The organism is Bacillus sp. ISL-57, from assembly GCF_018613135.1.
Lineage (GTDB): Bacteria > Bacillota > Bacilli > Bacillales > DSM-1321 > Peribacillus > Peribacillus frigoritolerans.
Genome location: NZ_JAGGQV010000040.1, coordinates 1 through 16,942 on the forward strand (window position 1 = coordinate 1; position 16,942 = coordinate 16,942).

At 35.5% G+C, this 16,942-nt stretch carries 16 protein-coding genes and 1 pseudogene; 7 read left to right on the forward strand and 10 right to left on the reverse strand.

Annotation, left to right across the window (positions count from 1 at the left end):
• Nucleotides 1–560: 560 nt before the first annotated feature.
• Nucleotides 561–1,253 carry a M24 family metallopeptidase gene (locus J7I90_RS26735; protein ID WP_214774894.1) on the reverse strand — a complete coding sequence of 231 codons (693 nt, stop codon included), beginning with the start codon at nucleotides 1,251–1,253 and terminating at the stop codon, nucleotides 561–563.
• 286 nt (nucleotides 1,254–1,539) lie between these two features.
• Nucleotides 1,540–2,322, reverse strand: coding sequence for an HAD-IIB family hydrolase (locus J7I90_RS26740; RefSeq protein ID WP_214774896.1), 783 nt, complete (start codon nucleotides 2,320–2,322; stop codon nucleotides 1,540–1,542).
• A gap of 88 nt (nucleotides 2,323–2,410) precedes the next feature.
• On the opposite strand from J7I90_RS26740, the gene J7I90_RS26745 reads away from it, so the two are divergent.
• Both J7I90_RS26745 and J7I90_RS26750 read left to right on the forward strand, forming a co-directional pair.
• Entirely contained in the window at nucleotides 2,411–3,109 is a 699-nt protein-coding gene (locus J7I90_RS26745) for a Crp/Fnr family transcriptional regulator (protein WP_089364765.1), read from the forward strand.
• A gap of 137 nt (nucleotides 3,110–3,246) precedes the next feature.
• A pseudogene (locus J7I90_RS26750) lies at nucleotides 3,247–3,339 on the forward strand (IS3 family transposase); the annotation flags it as partial.
• Between the two features lie 265 nt (nucleotides 3,340–3,604).
• On the opposite strand, the gene J7I90_RS26755 reads toward J7I90_RS26750, so the two are convergent.
• Complete coding sequence (locus J7I90_RS26755; protein ID WP_214774898.1) at nucleotides 3,605–4,261, reverse strand: hypothetical protein; 657 nt, start codon at nucleotides 4,259–4,261, stop codon at nucleotides 3,605–3,607.
• A 239-nt stretch (nucleotides 4,262–4,500) separates the two neighbouring features.
• On the opposite strand from J7I90_RS26755, the gene J7I90_RS26760 reads away from it, so the two are divergent.
• Both J7I90_RS26760 and J7I90_RS26765 read left to right on the forward strand, forming a co-directional pair.
• Nucleotides 4,501–5,775 carry an IS110 family RNA-guided transposase gene (locus J7I90_RS26760; RefSeq protein WP_214774900.1) on the forward strand — a complete coding sequence of 425 codons (1,275 nt, stop codon included), beginning with the start codon at nucleotides 4,501–4,503 and terminating at the stop codon, nucleotides 5,773–5,775.
• A 532-nt stretch (nucleotides 5,776–6,307) separates the two neighbouring features.
• Nucleotides 6,308–6,535, forward strand: a complete 228-nt coding sequence (locus tag J7I90_RS26765; RefSeq protein WP_053533520.1) for a hypothetical protein — start codon at nucleotides 6,308–6,310, stop codon at nucleotides 6,533–6,535.
• A 138-nt stretch (nucleotides 6,536–6,673) separates the two neighbouring features.
• On the opposite strand, the gene J7I90_RS26770 is transcribed toward J7I90_RS26765, so the two are convergent.
• Nucleotides 6,674–6,904 carry a DUF3953 domain-containing protein gene (locus J7I90_RS26770; protein WP_214774901.1) on the reverse strand — a complete coding sequence of 77 codons (231 nt, stop codon included), beginning with the start codon at nucleotides 6,902–6,904 and terminating at the stop codon, nucleotides 6,674–6,676.
• Between the two features lie 482 nt (nucleotides 6,905–7,386).
• On the opposite strand from J7I90_RS26770, the gene J7I90_RS26775 reads away from it, so the two are divergent.
• Nucleotides 7,387–7,794 carry a DUF4183 domain-containing protein gene (locus J7I90_RS26775; protein ID WP_251025491.1) on the forward strand — a complete coding sequence of 136 codons (408 nt, stop codon included), beginning with the start codon at nucleotides 7,387–7,389 and terminating at the stop codon, nucleotides 7,792–7,794.
• A gap of 94 nt (nucleotides 7,795–7,888) precedes the next feature.
• Here J7I90_RS26775 and J7I90_RS26780 read toward each other — a convergent pair whose 3' ends face one another.
• The 5 genes from J7I90_RS26780 to J7I90_RS26800 all read right to left on the reverse strand — a co-directional run bounded on the left by J7I90_RS26780 (nucleotide 7,889) and on the right by J7I90_RS26800 (nucleotide 11,683).
• Nucleotides 7,889–8,173, reverse strand: coding sequence for a DUF4183 domain-containing protein (locus tag J7I90_RS26780; protein ID WP_214774902.1), 285 nt, complete (start codon nucleotides 8,171–8,173; stop codon nucleotides 7,889–7,891).
• Between the two features lie 244 nt (nucleotides 8,174–8,417).
• Nucleotides 8,418–9,656 (reverse strand): hypothetical protein, encoded by a 1,239-nt coding sequence (locus J7I90_RS26785; protein WP_251025492.1) that lies wholly within the window; start codon nucleotides 9,654–9,656, stop codon nucleotides 8,418–8,420.
• 405 nt (nucleotides 9,657–10,061) lie between these two features.
• Nucleotides 10,062–10,703 (reverse strand): alpha/beta fold hydrolase, encoded by a 642-nt coding sequence (locus tag J7I90_RS26790; RefSeq protein ID WP_214774903.1) that lies wholly within the window; start codon nucleotides 10,701–10,703, stop codon nucleotides 10,062–10,064.
• A 59-nt stretch (nucleotides 10,704–10,762) separates the two neighbouring features.
• A complete protein-coding gene (locus J7I90_RS26795; RefSeq protein ID WP_214774904.1) occupies nucleotides 10,763–11,404 on the reverse strand; it encodes an HAD hydrolase-like protein in 642 nt (213 codons plus the stop codon).
• A gap of 111 nt (nucleotides 11,405–11,515) precedes the next feature.
• A complete protein-coding gene (locus J7I90_RS26800; RefSeq protein WP_214774905.1) occupies nucleotides 11,516–11,683 on the reverse strand; it encodes a hypothetical protein in 168 nt (55 codons plus the stop codon).
• Between the two features lie 1,421 nt (nucleotides 11,684–13,104).
• Between J7I90_RS26800 and J7I90_RS26805 the strand changes: the two genes are divergently transcribed.
• Nucleotides 13,105–13,929 carry an STAS domain-containing protein gene (locus J7I90_RS26805; RefSeq protein ID WP_396020459.1) on the forward strand — a complete coding sequence of 275 codons (825 nt, stop codon included), beginning with the start codon at nucleotides 13,105–13,107 and terminating at the stop codon, nucleotides 13,927–13,929.
• A gap of 571 nt (nucleotides 13,930–14,500) precedes the next feature.
• Here J7I90_RS26805 and J7I90_RS26810 read toward each other — a convergent pair.
• The gene (locus J7I90_RS26810; RefSeq protein WP_214774908.1) at nucleotides 14,501–15,796 is read right to left on the reverse strand and encodes an IS110 family RNA-guided transposase; all 1,296 of its coding nucleotides are present in this window, start codon (nucleotides 15,794–15,796) and stop codon (nucleotides 14,501–14,503) included.
• Nucleotides 15,797–16,183: 387 nt separating this feature from the next.
• On the opposite strand from J7I90_RS26810, the gene J7I90_RS26815 reads away from it, so the two are divergent.
• A partial coding sequence (locus tag J7I90_RS26815) for an IS110 family RNA-guided transposase (protein ID WP_214774910.1) occupies nucleotides 16,184–16,942 on the forward strand: 759 nt, incomplete at its 3' end.

Here is a 16,942-nt window from a genome sequence, read left to right on the forward strand (position 1 = left end):
AAAAATGATCGAATACCTAAAAAAGAAAGGCTATTCAATCGCTTCATCTAAACAACAAAGTGCATAACCAGTTAAAATAACGAGATAGTACATCTACGCCCTTCGAAAAAAAAAAATGAGAATATGGAGGGTTTATTTTAGCATGACTTTTTACTAAGATATTTTCATACAAAAAAGCTGCCTTAAAGACAGCTCCGATCATCAATTAACGCACCCGTTAGTTCATTAAGAAAAGCGATTCTTATTCAAGAATCGCGACCTTTTCTTGAATAAGCAAAGATAAAATCTTCCTAACTTTAAATAACCCTTAAAGTGCTATATATGTATCAATAATTTGAACGTATTGATATCTTTAACAGGTACGAAACGTGATCGACCTGAAGGTGATAATGGTGCAATGCGGTTCACTAAAATAAAATCAAAACAATACAATTGGACGAATTTCTTCAACATGAGAATAGATTTCACAAAACTAACAGATCCCTGTAACAAAATTGAACATTTTGTTACAGAAATCGTCTTTTAATCTTAGAGTGGTCTCCATACCCTACTATCCCCATCTATTCAACTGTTAATAACTGTTCATAGAAACCGCCTATTTCTAGGTCTCGATCAATAAAATGTATCTCTAGAATCCAATCTCGTGGTTGACCGTTTCTATCAGGTTCTCCCATGGGAACTTCATTATCAGGATGAATATAGTTCTCAACTTCTTCTCCTTGAACTCGTTCGTGAGGGAACTCACCAATAAGATGACCGGCGTGCGGACCTCCATATTCCCATCCATACTTTTTTGCAAGATCACAAACAAATGCGTAGAGTTCACTACCTGTAATATTAGGCCTGGATTGAAAGAAGGTTTTTCCCTCTTCCCAAGCTTGTTTAATGTCATTACGAAGCTTTATTTTGACTGGATCTTCTCCAAGAACGTATGTCCGGCCGAAATCAGCTTCCCAGTCTTCAAAGATGGGACCAAAGTCAAGAAATATAATATCTTCCTCCGACACGGTTAAATCTGGTGGATTTTCTCTATAAGGAAATAATGTGTTCCTTCCAGCTCGCACAATGCGTTTATGCCAATATTTCTTAATTCCGAACATTCGAAAGGCCAATTCATAAATTTCTCTATTGATTTGTTTTTCAGTTACACCATCACGTAATATACCTTTTTCATCAACCACTCTGAATAGCTCTTCAGCCTTCCTTTCGGCATCTCTTAAGGCTGAATGTCTTTTCTTTAGGAATTGATTCAAAACTTCCCTCCACCTCTCATAATAATATATTAAAATTGATCATACTATTGATGTTTAGAAGAAAAGTAAAATTAATAATTATCCTTTTAAACAAATATTGTACTAAGCTCTTGTAGATTAGATATAATATTTTGTTCGACTTTTTCATCACTTAAAATTTGATCCTTCGCTATCATAAGAAGAGGTTCATTTCACCGATTACCACTGAATAGTGAGCTTTTTGAAATAATGGGAGATCATTCATGTCTTTTCTAAAGCAAATAAACTTCTCTAGATAGGTTACTTCTTATATGTTTACCAACTTTTTTATTGAGTTTAAATCTCCTAATTCACTAAGTCTTTTCACTAGAAGTTTTTCTATATCCTCACTTAATGACAATTGTTCAGATGAAAATGGGGTTAGTTGTAAATTTTCACCAACCATAACTGAATACATCGCATGTTGAAACATCGTAATATCATTAGCATCATTACCGAATGCTATATATTCTCTCTCTTCTATACCCAATTGTTGCAAGCCACTCCACTTATCTACCCCGTTTGGACTTATGTCTAAAATTCCCTCATTTCCGTGAGAGTGAACCACAACATTCATATTGCTAAGCCGTTCTTCAACTTCTTCCATATTATCTGAAGTAAGCACTAAAATTTTCACGATTGACTCTAATTTATCCAATTTAACGTTTTTAGCACGTCCTTGTGGATCAAGGTTATTCAAAATTGGATGTGTAGCTGGCCCTGTATAGGCATAATCCCAATCACCATCTATTAAATAAGAAGCGTTATAAGTTCTAAGTAATTGAACAATATTTGCAAGCGTTTCTTCATCAAAACTAATCGTTGATATGATTTTTCCTTTAATTGCAACCATTGATCCATTTCCACCAACCATTGGATATTGATGAAAACGCTCGTGTAAGACGGGGAGTAAATCACGTATTGGCCTAGCTGAAGCAAAAATGACCTCATGCTCTTGTGATATTAGCTTTTCTAATGATACTAGTAGTTTTTCAGAAATAGGCTGACCTTTAAAGCAAATTGTCCCATCTAAATCGAACACAAATTTCATTCTATGCCACTCCTACAATTTTTTATTGTTCTTATCATATCAGTTTATCTTATAATGAAAAGGACAAATGTCTCAAAAGGAGTTTTATATGAAGTTTATTCAGGACTTGAAGCTACTTGAATCAAAATTACGAGAATATCATATAGAAAAAATGTTTGACCAAGAAAAGCAAATCCCATTTACATTGCAGCAATATGGACCAGATGAAATTATTTTACTTGAAGGAATTGAACTGGAATCACTATTGTTTTTAGTGGAAGGGAAAGTGAAAATAACCTCAAGTGTTGAAACTGGAAAATCACTTTTACTAAGATTTGTTCAACCGTTTTCCATTATTGGTGATATTGAATTAATTCGTGACGTTCCCGTCCAATCACAAGTTAAAGCAGTTAATGAATGCTTGTTCATTGGACTACATTTTGATTATATAAAACAACATGAAATGGATAACCCAAAGTTTTTACATATACTTTTAGAACATGTAAGCTATAAGCTTCAAACTTGTACAACAGCTTCTCGTGTAAATTTATTAGCATCTGTGGAAAACAAATTTGCGAGTTACCTTATGTCCACAATATCACCTGAACCTGATAATAACTTTGGAATAGAGCTAAAGACTTCCAATATTAAAGAGATTGCTGATTTACTTGGCACTACATATCGCCATCTAAATCGAGTTATTCATTCTCTTTCCCAAAAGAAAATTATTGAAAGAGACAAAAATTCTATTCGTATATTAAATTGGACTAATTTAGAAGAAATGTCCAATGGAATCCGATATAAGTAAATTTCTCAGTGACGATGTAATGTATGTATCCAGTAGACGATCTAGCATTTTTTCCACCACTTTTTCTACATTAGAATACTCATTTAAACCAATCATAAAAATCTCTCGTTTTTTCACTTCAAGCTTCATTCGATAATCGCCTCTCTAGTTATAATCACAAACGAACCCAGGCAAAATTAAAAGGCATGAGCCCGGTACAATACCGAGCTCATGCCCAACGGGCTGCCTAACGAAATAACCTGTCTAACTTTATGGGGTCAGTTCAACCTAAGGAATCGACATTAACCCGTTAGTTCAATAAGGACTAACTCTAAAATGAATGCTCTATAAACAATTTTGCATCAAAAAAGACCCATGAAGGGTACTTTTTGTGGGCTTGTTCTTCAAACATGATTTCCATTACCGTTAACAAGACACTGATTTTGAATGAAAGAAGTAAGGTCGATGAAAGATGGCACAACCAAAAGATCTCAGCCGATTCGTAATCAGCAACAATTAGATAATATTCTTCAAGGATTCCGGAAGTGTTTCCCAAAAACTTAAAGATAATTTTATTTCATATTCATCGGTGTATGTTTTTACCTTTTCTTCTCCGAATTCATCATAAAGAGCCATTTTATATTTACCCTTTTCTAAAGTTGGTGCTACATAAGTTTCATATTTTTCTTTTAAACTTCTAATTTCTAAACATAATTCCTTCGGAACATATCCAATATGTATCTTTTCTCCGTCCAAATTAGTAAGTAAAACTTTTATAGCATTTTTATCATATTCATTAGAATCTTCACTTTCCAAATATCCTTTAGGTAAAGGCTGACCTCCGTATTCATATACTCTTTCTTCAAAATAGTCTTCTTTTATTTCTTTGTTTTTAAGACCATCATATGGTTCAAAGTAAAAATACTCAGCTTGTTTCAATTCTTTAACTAACCTTTTAATTGCCTTTTGGTGCTCTTCTACGAACGTTCCTTTTATAAAAAAATTTAATCGTTTAATTGGCTCTTCTTTTTTCGGTTGTTCTTCCTGTATTACTTCCTCTTCTTGCAGTACTTCCTCTTCTTGTAGTACTTCCTCAACATTAATAATTGCTTTTGATTCAACTGTAGCTGCGACATCTTGAGTCTTTCTTTTAAAGAAATCAAACAATCCCATTAATAAACCTCCTTATTTTTTTCTTCACCTTTTTATATAATTCTATTATGTTAAATCACAATAATATGAATCACTATTGTTTTTCTTATGAATGGCTCGAAAAAGAAGTAATAGAATTAAAGCACCCGTTAGCATTCCTGTAGATCGTTAAATATCAGGTTTGAAAAAAATAGAGCCCCTCAGTAAGATACGAGTATAGAGTCCAATCTAACTCAGAGTCTTAAGGAGGAAGCCCTACTATGAATTTTAAAATGCAAAACAAACAAAATCAACTAATTGAGAGAATTACGGATCAACATCTAATTGTTGGTGTAGATATTGCCCAACACGTACACGTGGCCCGAGCTGTAAACTTTCGGGGCATTGTGGTCGGGAAACCTTTGTCTTTTGAAAATAACGAAGAGGGTTTTACTAAATTACTAAACTGGATCAAGGAACTAAAACATATGAAAAATCTAGACACAACGATAGTCGGAATGGAACCTACCGGTCATTATTGGATAAACCTTTCAAAGTGGCTAGTCAAACAAAACATGGATGTCGTCACGGTCAATCCTCACCATGTCAAAAGAAACAAAGAAAATCGTGATAATACGCAATCCAAAAGTGATAAAAAGGATGCCCTTGTCATCGCTGATATGGTGAAGAATGGCTACTATGCCTTCGTTCGCTCCACTTCAGAATCATTTGAAAAACTTCGTGTTCTTATGGCTAACCGAGATGTGATCGTTAAACGTCTTGTTAGCTCCATCAACCAAATTAATCGCTGGGTGGATGTGGTCTTTCCTGAGCTCCGGCAAGTGTTTAAAGACGTATCATGTAAAGGAGCCATCGCAACCCTACGCCTCTTTCCTACCCCAGCTGAATTATGTTCCTTACAGCCTCAAGATATCGTAACCGGGTGGAAATCATGTATGAAGCGACATTCCGGGCATAAAAAAGCCCGTTCCCTGCTTGCGTTGGCCAAGCGTTCAATTGGTACGAAACAAGCCCTTGATGCGTATAAACTTCACTTGGAACAGCTATTAGAGGAATATGATCTCGCTTCATCCCAACTCGAAAGAGTGACGCAAGAAGTCACAAATGTCTTGGAACAGATTCCATTCGTTAAGCAAATACTTGCCATTAAAGGAATCAGTGAGATTTCACTGGCGGGCATCTTAGGCGAAGCTGGAGATCTGAGTGGGTTCGCTCACGGGAATGCGCTCCTTCGTCATGCAGGATTGCATCTCGCTGAGGCAAGCTCTGGAAAGTGGAAAGGCCAAATTGTTCTTTCCAAACGTGAAAGATCACGCCTGCGGCGTTACCTCTTCCTTACGACCATGAGTTTGGTGATAAATAACCCCGAGTTTAAAGCCCTACACTCGAACAATGTTAAAGTGAAGAAGATTAAGAAAATGAAATCCATCATGAAACTATGTGGAAAACTCGCCCGTGTCCTAGTAGGGATTGCTCGTAATGGCTCTGCCTATAAACCGGAAATGGTCTTCCCTCTTGAACAACTAGCAGCGTAAATTTACATTCACACTGTTATTTAACGAAAGTTGGCTTATTCGTAAGATTTCAAAGAAAGCACGAAGTACTGGATGTAATGAACAAAAGGGCAATGACCCGTTCCGTTAGCAAAACCGGCCTCCACCCCTTGGATAGGCATGACGAAGGAATGAAAGGGCATAGGATTATGACCCGTTGAGACATGGGAGGGAAAGCCTTCAGGGGCAGCGTGGAGAATGCGTGCAGTATATGTAATAATATGGGATTTTCAACAGATCCCCTATTTCAATCTGCCCTCATCTTATCAAAACGGTCCTATCTCTTTCGTTCATCTAAAGCAACCTATACCATGTGGTTTGAAATCCTGCGAATAAGCGAGTATTCGTGAGCATTATCTATTAAACTGAGGGAGTTCATTAAGATCCTTCCGAAGTTGATTAACTTAACTAAACTGTATATTATATACAATACTTTTTTTAGGCTATACTTATAAAGGTATTATATTCGGAACTTTTATACAGTCTGTTCGTATAGATTATAGGAGGGGATAGTATGGAGAATAAAAAAGAGACAAATGTTTTAAAAGATGCGGCTAAATCTTTTGTTAAAGGGGTTACTTTTGGTAGTGTTTTTGATCCAGATATGAGAGAAGAAAAGGCTGATAAAACCAAAGAATTTACTGATAAAGAAATTATTGATCATTTATCTGGAAGAAAGAAACTCCCTGATGCGGATATTGAAGAGTTAAAAAGAGCAGCCAAATATAGAGGATTATTATAAAAATAAGAAAGCCCTTCAGGGCTTTTTATTTGTGCCAATAACCTATTTACGTGTGATTTCTTATTAAACTATCCTGCCCCGATAGTTCCATAAGAAAAAGCTGCCTTAAAGACAGCTCTGATCTAAAGCTAACGCACGTTAGTTCATTAAGAAATCCTGTATGGAAGCAAAGAAAACAAATAAAGCGATAGCAATATTCATATACCCCCAAATTTTTCTGTCTTTTTGAAGTTCGGCTAATCCAATCACCAATATTAGTGCCCCAAGAAAAAACATATAATACGGCATTATCCCCAAGGTTTGAGTTATTAGAATATAACCTGATAGAACACTAACCACTATTGCTAAGATAATTCTAACTATTTTCAAGAATATATTTCCCCCTAAAAATCAAGTAAGGTAGAATTTTTTCTTTTATCATATCATTTAACACCTTTTCATTTGTGTGGAAAATGGAAAATCCTTCTTTCACTAACCTGCCCGTTAGTTGCATAAAGAAAAAGCTGCCTTAAAGACAGCTCCGTTCTTCAGCTAACGCACCCGTTAGTTTAAGTACAATCCTTCACAATTTCGTCTACCCTATATTTTGTGAGTTTTCAATCTATCTAGGTTTTGGCCTTCTGTACTTTCACGGCTTAGCAGTCGACGGCGGAAGGAGTAAAGATGGATAAAGAAGAGAGTATGTTGTATGTGTAAATGGAGGGAACAGGAACAGGATGTGAAAATTATAGAAGCTGTAGAACCCATACCTGAACCAAAAGAATTGAATATATAAGTGTAAGGGAGATAAAGAACAAATACAGAGATTTTCGGAGCATCATTATCCAAAAAGGAGGAATTGATAGCAAGTTATGACTAAGAAATTAATCGGTTATCATAGCATGTACCAGCAACAAAAGAAAACAGGACTGTATGATGAAAATATTTGTTTATCACCAAGTCCACCAAGAGGTTGTCCAAATATTTATCCAGTGAGGGAAAACCCAAATCCAAATAACATTTTAAAGGTAAAAACTTTTCAATATACTGCAATTTCTGACGGCATAAAAAGGATTTATACCAATCAAGATGGAGTATTAAAATACAGAAGCTCTGGTATTCTTAATCCAAACAGCGTATCTTATATAAACTTATTTATAAATGGAATATTACAGCCAAATATAAATTACATCGTAGAACAGGGAAAACTTACATTCTCTAACGATATACCCCTATCTGGATCCCCTATTATTCTTCAATTTGTAATAATTTATGGATAAAGAAAAAGTGGAAAGTTCTTACGCATCCAATGACAAAATGCCGAACAATCACCATGTTGATTACCGGCATTTTGTCATTGGCAAATCATGAGTATTAGTTGACTACAACTTCAACAACAATTGGAGTTGAAGCATCGAGTGCATCGCCACCTGGAATAGTTATAGTAGTAGTAGTAAGGGTTGAGGTATCAGCTGTTTGAATCTGAGCATTTATATATAAAACATAATAGGCAAATGAACCTGGAAATGCGGTTGCAGCTGCACCAGCATCATTCGTAAAGGCTGTTGCTGCAATAGCAAACGTTGCCCCAGTACCTGTGCCATCTCCTATTGTGGCAGTGAATTTTCTTGAAGCCATAAAAGGTTTGATAATAGGCATTTAGAGTCACCACTTTCTAAAAGAATTAGGACATTTTTTTAAAAGAAATACTTGTCCTGTTCCAGTTTATTAATCTTTTTTATTTTGGTGACGGTAAACTACCTACTAATAAGCGTATTTACAATATTTTTAATAATTGTAAAAGTGTCCTAAATGCTTTTTTCTTAAATAATTACCAAATGGACAGCAGTATACAATATCTGTAGGAAGTTTTATTAATGATATTAGATAGATTGGTGATTATTTACCATTCCTCTTGTACACGCAGAACAGCACTAACTGTCCCTGTATTTGAGGTTATGTTTCTTACACATAATGTTACAGGAGTAGACCCAGTCATGACTATGTCCACTGGGAATGATGTTAATGCGGCACGATTACCGGAAGCAGCAAGACCGCTCATTATTTTCACGCCTGTGGATACATTAATTGCTGTAGCTGATGTATCTGCAAAACAACATGTTTCATTAGATAAAGTCTCACTTGGATTAACCCAATTTGCTCCAGTAAGAGTTGAGCCTTGTCTTAATTGCCAAACAACGTCTACAGAGGTAATAAGATCAAAACCATTAACGGTTACATTTATGGAGTTACTTTTGGTTGCTCCTGAGGGGAATGTCGTTTTTTTTTGAAAACTGACAAGTGGCACAAAAGTAGTATTATTAGTAGAAGCATTTAATCTACGCTCTGAGGTCATCCGGTTCAATGGCTTAGCTGTACCTAAGTTAGCATAATATCTCCCTCTCACGTTAGCAGTAAGAGATTGTGCGGTAGCACCATTTTGGATTTGGACACAAACTGGTTGGTTAGGGTCTCCTACAATAGGTTGTGATATAGTAGATTGTCTATGACATGTTATTGGTTTTTCTAAATTATTAGTTGGATCGACCATAAGTATTCGATACTCTACAATGCCATAATTACTTCCAAATCTAATTTGGTACATATATCCCCTACTTGGCTCTAGTGTTAACTTACTTGGTCCAGTTCCATCTAATTTATCGATATTCCATTGGGACTGATAAACTTTAACATTCTCATTTCCATTTCTTCTTGTTGCAATAAATATTCCATCGGAATCCTTGCCAAAGTACAGACCATTATCATTATCAAATATTCCCCATGTTATCCTTTGGTTTCCTGTTGGTGGAGAAGGAATCTGAATAGCTACACCTGTTTCAAAAGCTGTACCACTGTTAAATCGGCCACGTTCTGCCGTATCTAAAATAGCAGAGTCGTTTGCTGAGGCGGTAGTAGTTAAAATATATCCATTTCCATTAGTATTGTTCACACTTCCATTTCCACTTGTTGTGACCACATCTCGTAGAGCAGAAACACCATATGCAGGTAAAACGTTGAAGATATTATCAAACTGGGCAACTTGTAAGCGATCATATAACGAGCCGATACTTGGATCAATACCACTAATATTTGATTTCATTGAACCGTCAATGGCACCTCCATAAATCAATATGATTGACATTTTACCACCCTTTCACAAACCAGTAGTTCATTTATAGATATTCAATCTATATTGATTCTAGAATTGTTAGTTCAACGTTGTTTTACTAAGGAATCATAGATTGATTCGTAACCTAATTCAAAATAAGCTTTTTGAGTTTCAGCATTATTAACATTCGCATAAGCTCCAGGGGTTACAGTAAAGCACAAAGTGGCTGTGAGGAACAATTTTTTTTAAACAAGTTGCACATCCTTAAATTTGGTTAAATATAGTTACTTTATTTTTCACTTATATACCAAACTTAATTCGCAAGTCGCACAGTACGAATACACTGTGCTTGTGGAACTAACCTGCCCCGTTAGTGCCATAAGAAAAGAGCTGCCTTAAAGACAGCTCCGATCTTCAGCTAACGCACCGTTTAGTTCATTAAGAATAGGTTTTCGTTATCAGTCCTTTGTAATCTGAAACCATCTGAAGGAATTTTTCTTTCTCTTCTAAATACGGTACGTGATTACTTTTTTCAAAAATATAAAGTTTGGAATTTTTCAAACCTGCATTTATTTCTTCAGAAAAAACAAGAGGACATTGGGCATCGTGTCTTCCACAATAAACAATGGTCGGGATAGTAACCTGATACAGTTCAGTTTGAATGTCGTAGTTTGGCAGGTCATTAAAAGAATAATAATCTAGCCTTTTTTGTACAACTTTTCCACTGCTCGGTTTTTTAAAATATTCATCCCATTTTTCTTTGTTATATAAAGACATATTAGTCCATTCTCTGTTAGCATCCCTTCGCTCTTCAGTGGTAGAGTCAGGAGGTTTTAATACAGCAAAAATCTTTTTCAGTTTTTTATTTAGTGGACTACGAGGACTATAAATACTGCCTTCGTGTTCCATATATTTTTTAGTAGCAGTTGCTCCTCCAACTAATAGTTTTGTCAGAGATTTTGGAAACATTGTTGCATAAATTAAACCAAGCATTCCTCCAGTTGAATGCCCTGCAAAGCACCATTTATTATAATTTAAAGCTTCTCTAATAGCCTCTAAATCCTTAGAGGTTTCTTTCATACTTAATTCCTCTTCTATACCGGCTTTTTGGGTTCACTTCATTGGCGGCCTTTTAGAATTTAAACTAACTCTAAGATTTCTTTGAAGTTATTCACTACAAAATCTGCTTGTTTTAATTCATCTTCTTGAGCAAAGTCAAAGTTCACACCAACTGCAATAAGTTCATTATCCTTAGCAGCAGATATATCTGAAGACCGGTCTCCGACAACGTAACCTTTTCCAATTTGATTTTTATTTTTCACCATTTGCACTAAATCTGACTTATGCCCAGATCTAATTAGTTGGATACTATATGTATTTTGAATAAACCTATCCAAATTATAAGTTTCTACAATTGCTTGTAAATATTCTATCTGTCCATTGCTGGCAATAAACAAGGGATACTTTTTACTTAACTCATTTAATGTTCTCTCCACATCAGCATATAATGCACCTTTTTGTGCTTGTATTAGTTCTATAAGCTTTTTATGAAAAATCTCATTACTCTTTACTCGTATTTCTAGTGAGTGGTTTGGGCAAAGTGTTTCCCATACAACCGGTAGAGGTACACCCATAATTTTCCTATATTGCTCAATCGGTGTTTTTGAATCCCATAAATTTTCTTTTCGTAGTACATCAAATGTTTCTTTTAGGGCAGGTTCTAAAATTAAATTTGTTTGAAATAAGGTTCCATCCATATCAAAAATAATTGCTTTACTCATTGAAAATTCCCCCTCTCTTTATCTCTCATTAAAACATTTTTAAAAAGCACTGCCTTAAAGACAGTTCTTATCTTCAGCTAACGTCACCTGTTAGTTCATTAAAGCTAGTTTTTATTTGTGATTTTTTAATATTTGAACCTCTTCTTCTAGTTTATCGATTTTTTGTTGAAGTTCTTTCTTAGGTTCTAAAATTCTTCGATCTAATATAACGAGGAAGCCGGTAATAGCAATAACTCCCCCAGCAGAAGCTATAATCAAAATCAAGGCAATGTCAAACATAAAAACAACTCCTAATTTATTTTCTATATCACGTAAACTACTTAATAAATATAATCAGGTTAATTTTACCATTAAAAACCACATTCGTTCTTCAACTATCCTGCCCCTTTAGTTCTATAAGAAAAGGAGCTGCTAATCAGCTCCTAGTAATGAAGTAAAGCACCCGTTAGTTAAATTAGAATAGTTGCATCTTAATTCCCATTTATGTCATTGAAGATATATAAACCTACACCCAATATAAAAATAAGAATAAACACAATCCACTTTGTATAATACCAGCCCTTTATTCTATCAATAACCACAAAAAGAGTAATAATAATAATAATAAGAGATATACCCAGGGATACACCCAATGCTGTCCATATGTTCCTATATTGGATAGGAAGTAATTCAATTAATAGATAAAAACTTCCAAAAAAAAACAAAATGCCTGGAGGCTGTTTCCTTTTATATTTCTCAGTTCGCTTGGGATATAATTCCATTTAATCTTGGACTCCTCAACTATAATTCCTAAAGTGATAAAGTTCAATTAAATCATATATTCTTCAACTCTTGCACCTTTTAGTTGAACAAGAAATTCAATCTTTTTTCTTTATGTAGAAGAAAAAAATCATAATTAATAACCAAAAACTCCATACCTCAAAAATACCCGATGAAGACCACATTTCACTTATCCCCGGAGTATTAAAAGTAATATACGTAAGAATAAATGAAACTACAACCAACAATATTTTTAATTTCACTTTTTACACCTACCCCAAAAGTCTGCTTCTAATATATTACATTTTATAGTATTTACTCCAATATTTACTAAAATCAATAAAATAATTTTATTGAACTAAACTGCCCCGATAGTTGCATAAGAAAGAGCTGCCTTAAAGACAGCTCTGATCTTCAGCTAACGCACCCATTAGCCATCTATGAAGCGCAAAAATCAGCGCTTCACCACAGAGAATGAAAATTGGTCTCTATGTCGATAATGTTTTAATGGCTAGCGAAGAAGGTCGTTGAACTATGGTGCCTTTGAGCCCATCCGTTAGTCTGACTCCGACGACCACGGTGTACCACCGACTGTGGCGCCCTTTATGGGTAGCACTCATGGGAGATTAATCCTTTTTTGGTCGTCGCGCTAGCCTCTACTTAATTTGCTTTGATTGGAGGTTTTTGTTTAACGATTTACCAAACTCAATCAGATCACTCATAAGGCTCAGCCTTTTTTTAAAAAGCGTTTTTACTGGGTCTTTTTTCTGGATTTTGAGCTTTTTTAATTTTCATGGGAGTTTAAGTAGAAATCTTCACAATATTAATTAACATAAATACATTGATTTTCCCCTTAAATTAGAAGCTTATAGGTAAACGGGTTTAGTAATTATAAAAACAGGGTAATTGTAGTTTTGGCATATAAAAAATAGGGGGATTATATTATGAAGGTGTCACTAGATGCATATAAATTACTGGAATTCATCCAAGAAAATAAAGAGGATTTTGAAGATTCATTATTAAACGAAGCATCTAATGTGAAAGAAAAAATTGAAGAAATTCTAACGGTCGTTAATATTGACCTGATAAATAATGCCCATATGCTGATTCAATACATTATTGAGGGTAACGAACAAGAACTTGAATCATTTGCTAAACAAGAAGGTATAGCTTGGGCGACACACGCAATTCCATTATCTTTCAAATTAGAGTGGGTGCAAGCCATTCGAAGAACCTTGTGGAAGTTCCTACAAGAATATAACGAGGTAACGAATAAGGTTTTAACTGAAGCATTTTTTTCGGTAGAAAAACAAGTAAATAATCAAGTAGACAGGTTTTTAAATGTTTTTTTTATTACATATTCTCAATACAAAGATTCATTGATAATGGCTCAAAAAGAATTGGTTGAAAATCTTTCGGTGCCTATAATACCAATAACACCCACTATATGTATTTTGCCTTTAATTGGTGCGGTTGATCTTTACCGAACGAATATTCTCGAGGAAAAAGTTTTAATAGAGATTGGAAAATTACGTATTCAAACATTGATTATGGACTTATCTGGAATTATGGAAATGGAGACTGAAGTAATTGATCATTTAATGAAGATTATTGACGGCACTTCATTAATGGGATGTGACACTGTGGTTACCGGGATAAGAGCTGAAGTGGCTAGAAATATGATAAACGTAGAAATGAGATTAAATGAAAAGGCACAAACATTGGGAACTTTACAACAAGCATTGAATAAATACTTATTAAGTTAAACACGGAGAATCTTAGAGAGGGTCGCTTTGCCGACTCTTTTTCTAATTCAATATATTCTGACCAACTGTCTAAATATTTGTTCCTGCCCAGCAATTACATCTTGGTATAAAAACTATAGTTAGGTATTTAATTCAACACCAATCAATTCGTTTTCTTATTCAACTAAACTCCCTCAATAAACTAAACACAATCTCACGATTGCTCTAGAATTCTTAGGATTTCATAGTCATATCATTAACCGTTATCTATGTAAGCTCGGCATTACTCCTCAAGGATAGGGATTTATCGAAAAAAGTGTATGCTAAACTAGCCAATTATAGGAAAAAATTGGTTTAAGCAAAGTTATGATCGCACTTTTGGATATCCACATGTCTCATGGAGGTCAACCCTCCCATGTCTCACAGAGTCGATGCTCCTACATTCCTTCGTTCAACCTTTCCATGAGGTGGATGTCGGTCATGCTGCCCCACAGGATCTAAGTCCTCACATTAGTTGCTTTGCCGACTAATCCGTGCTTCACTTTTAAATGAGTGTTAATTAAATGGCCGTGTAACCTTAAAATTCAATGAACTATGCGACTGTTTGATGTACCACAAATGTTTCCATATGAGGGATATCCTTTAACATCTTGTCTTCTTGAAACGTAAATTGTTTTTTACCGATTGAAAACAGAATTCGAATAAGCTTGTTACACAAGGCTATCAGAGATTGCATTTTCTTTAAGGGATTGTGAGAACGTGTTGTGTAATATATATGAAGAGCTTTAAAAGCCTTGTTCTTTGCCACCAGTATCATGGCTGCCCGGAATAAGAAAGCTCTCAATTTCTTTCGTTCCCGTTTGGTAATCTTGGTCTGACCTTTGTGCTTTCCAGATGTGTTTTCTTTTAAACTTAAACCTGCTAATTTTACGATTTGGCGAGGATGTTGATAGTCCCTGAGGTCGCCGACCTCTGCGAAAAACCCTGCTACTGTATCTCGACCGATTCCTGACACCTCTAACATCTGTGTGACACCTGGGATATGGTCTAATAACTGATCTAATTGATGATCTAATTCTTCAAATTTCACTTGAATAAAATCATACTTCTCTAGTAAAGCTCTTAACTCTAATTTTGCCATAGCTGCCCCTTGACGAATACCAATCGAACGATTGGCTGCTTCTTTGAGTACTCGTATCTTCTTTAAGCCTATACTGCGTTTTACCACTTGTCTTAAGGAAAGTAAGAGCTCTTCATCCGTATAATTTACAAGTTGATGTGGCAAGGCTTCTAGCTTTAGAAAATGAATAGCTGCCTTGCCTTCCCAACTTTTGAACACTGTCAAAAATTCAGGAAAGTAACGATCAAGCCAGTTATGAACTTGTCCCTGAACGACCTGTAAGTCAACGTTGAGAAGATCGCGAAATTTTTTGGCCACTCGGAGTTCTGCATAAATTCCTTGTGGAATTGTTGGTTCGGCGTATCTTCCGTCTTTGACTAATTGTGCGATGACTTTTGCATCTTTCACGTCATTTTTTGTAGGTGAATTATCGTCTAATTCTTTACTTCGTTTAACATGTAGTGGATTGACAGATACGAACTTAATATTATTCTCTTTTAGAAGATGAGCTAGATTTAACCAGTAGTGACCGGTTGGCTCCATGCCTACAATTACTTGATTTAACTTACACTCTTTAACAAGTTGATTAATCCAATCTAGAAACGAATGAAATCCTGCTTGCGTATTTTCAAAGAAACAAGTTTTACCCAGTTCCAATCCTCTAAAATCCTGTGCTCTCGCGACATGATTGTGCTTGGCGATATCTACTCCGACAATTAAGGTTTCAGAAGTAATTTGAGTGATTTTATGATTTTGGTTATAATTCATTGTGAGACCTCCAAATAGATGTTTTTGTCCTTTTTTAGCTGGCCAGCTTAGGACACATTCATCTTATCAAGAGGTCTTTTTTCGTTCAAACCTCATTTTCAGTTATTACAGGAATGCTGCCCCGTTAGCCATCCATGAAGCGCAAAAACCAGCGCTTCACCACAGAGAATGAAAATGGTTCAGAACGGTCAATACTGATTCTACGGCTGGGAGAGGAAGGTCGATGAACTATGGTGCGTTAGAGCCCATCCGTTAGTCTGACTCCAACGACCAAGGTGCACCACTGACTGTCGCTCCCTTACGGGAAGCACACATGGTAGATTAATCCTATTCTGGTTTTTGCACCAGCCTCCAATTGTATTGAGAGCCGTAGAAAGGATGTTTTCAATGGAAGTAGTCATTGAAAGAGCATGTGGTATGGATGTCCATAAGGACAATATTACTGCATGTATTATGACACCAGAAGGAAAGGAGATTCAAACGTTTTCAACAAAAACTGTTTTTCTAATACAGTTAGTGGATTGGATTAAAAAGAATAACTGTACTCATGTTGCCATGGAGAGTACCAGTGTATATTGGAAACCTATTGTTAATTTATTAGAAGCTGAAGAGATTGAGTTTTTAGTTGTGAATGCTCAACATATGAAAGCAGTGCCAGGGCGTAAAACAGATGTTAAAGATGCAGAATGGATTGCCAAACTTCTTCGTCATGGACTCCTAAAAGCTAGTTACATACCAGATCGAAATCAACGGGAACTACGTGAACTAGTTCGGTACCGTAGAAGTATCATTGAAGAACGTGCTAGACAACATAATCGAATCCAAAAAGTGTTAGAAGGCGCAAATATTAAGCTAGGCTCTGTCGTTTCAGACGTTATGGGTGTTTCGGCTCGAGACATGCTTAACGCAATTGCCGAAGGTGAAGAAGATCCTGAAAAACTAGCAAACTTTGCCCGACGCACAATGAAAAAGAAGAAAGATGAACTAGAACTCGCCCTTAAAGGTTATATCAATTCGCATCAACGCCTCATGTTAAAAACCATTTTAAAGCATATTGATTTTTTAACAGAACAAATCGAGATGCTCGACCAAGAGGTCGAGGAAAGAGTAAGCTCCTATCAAGAAGATGTGGAACGATTAGACTCT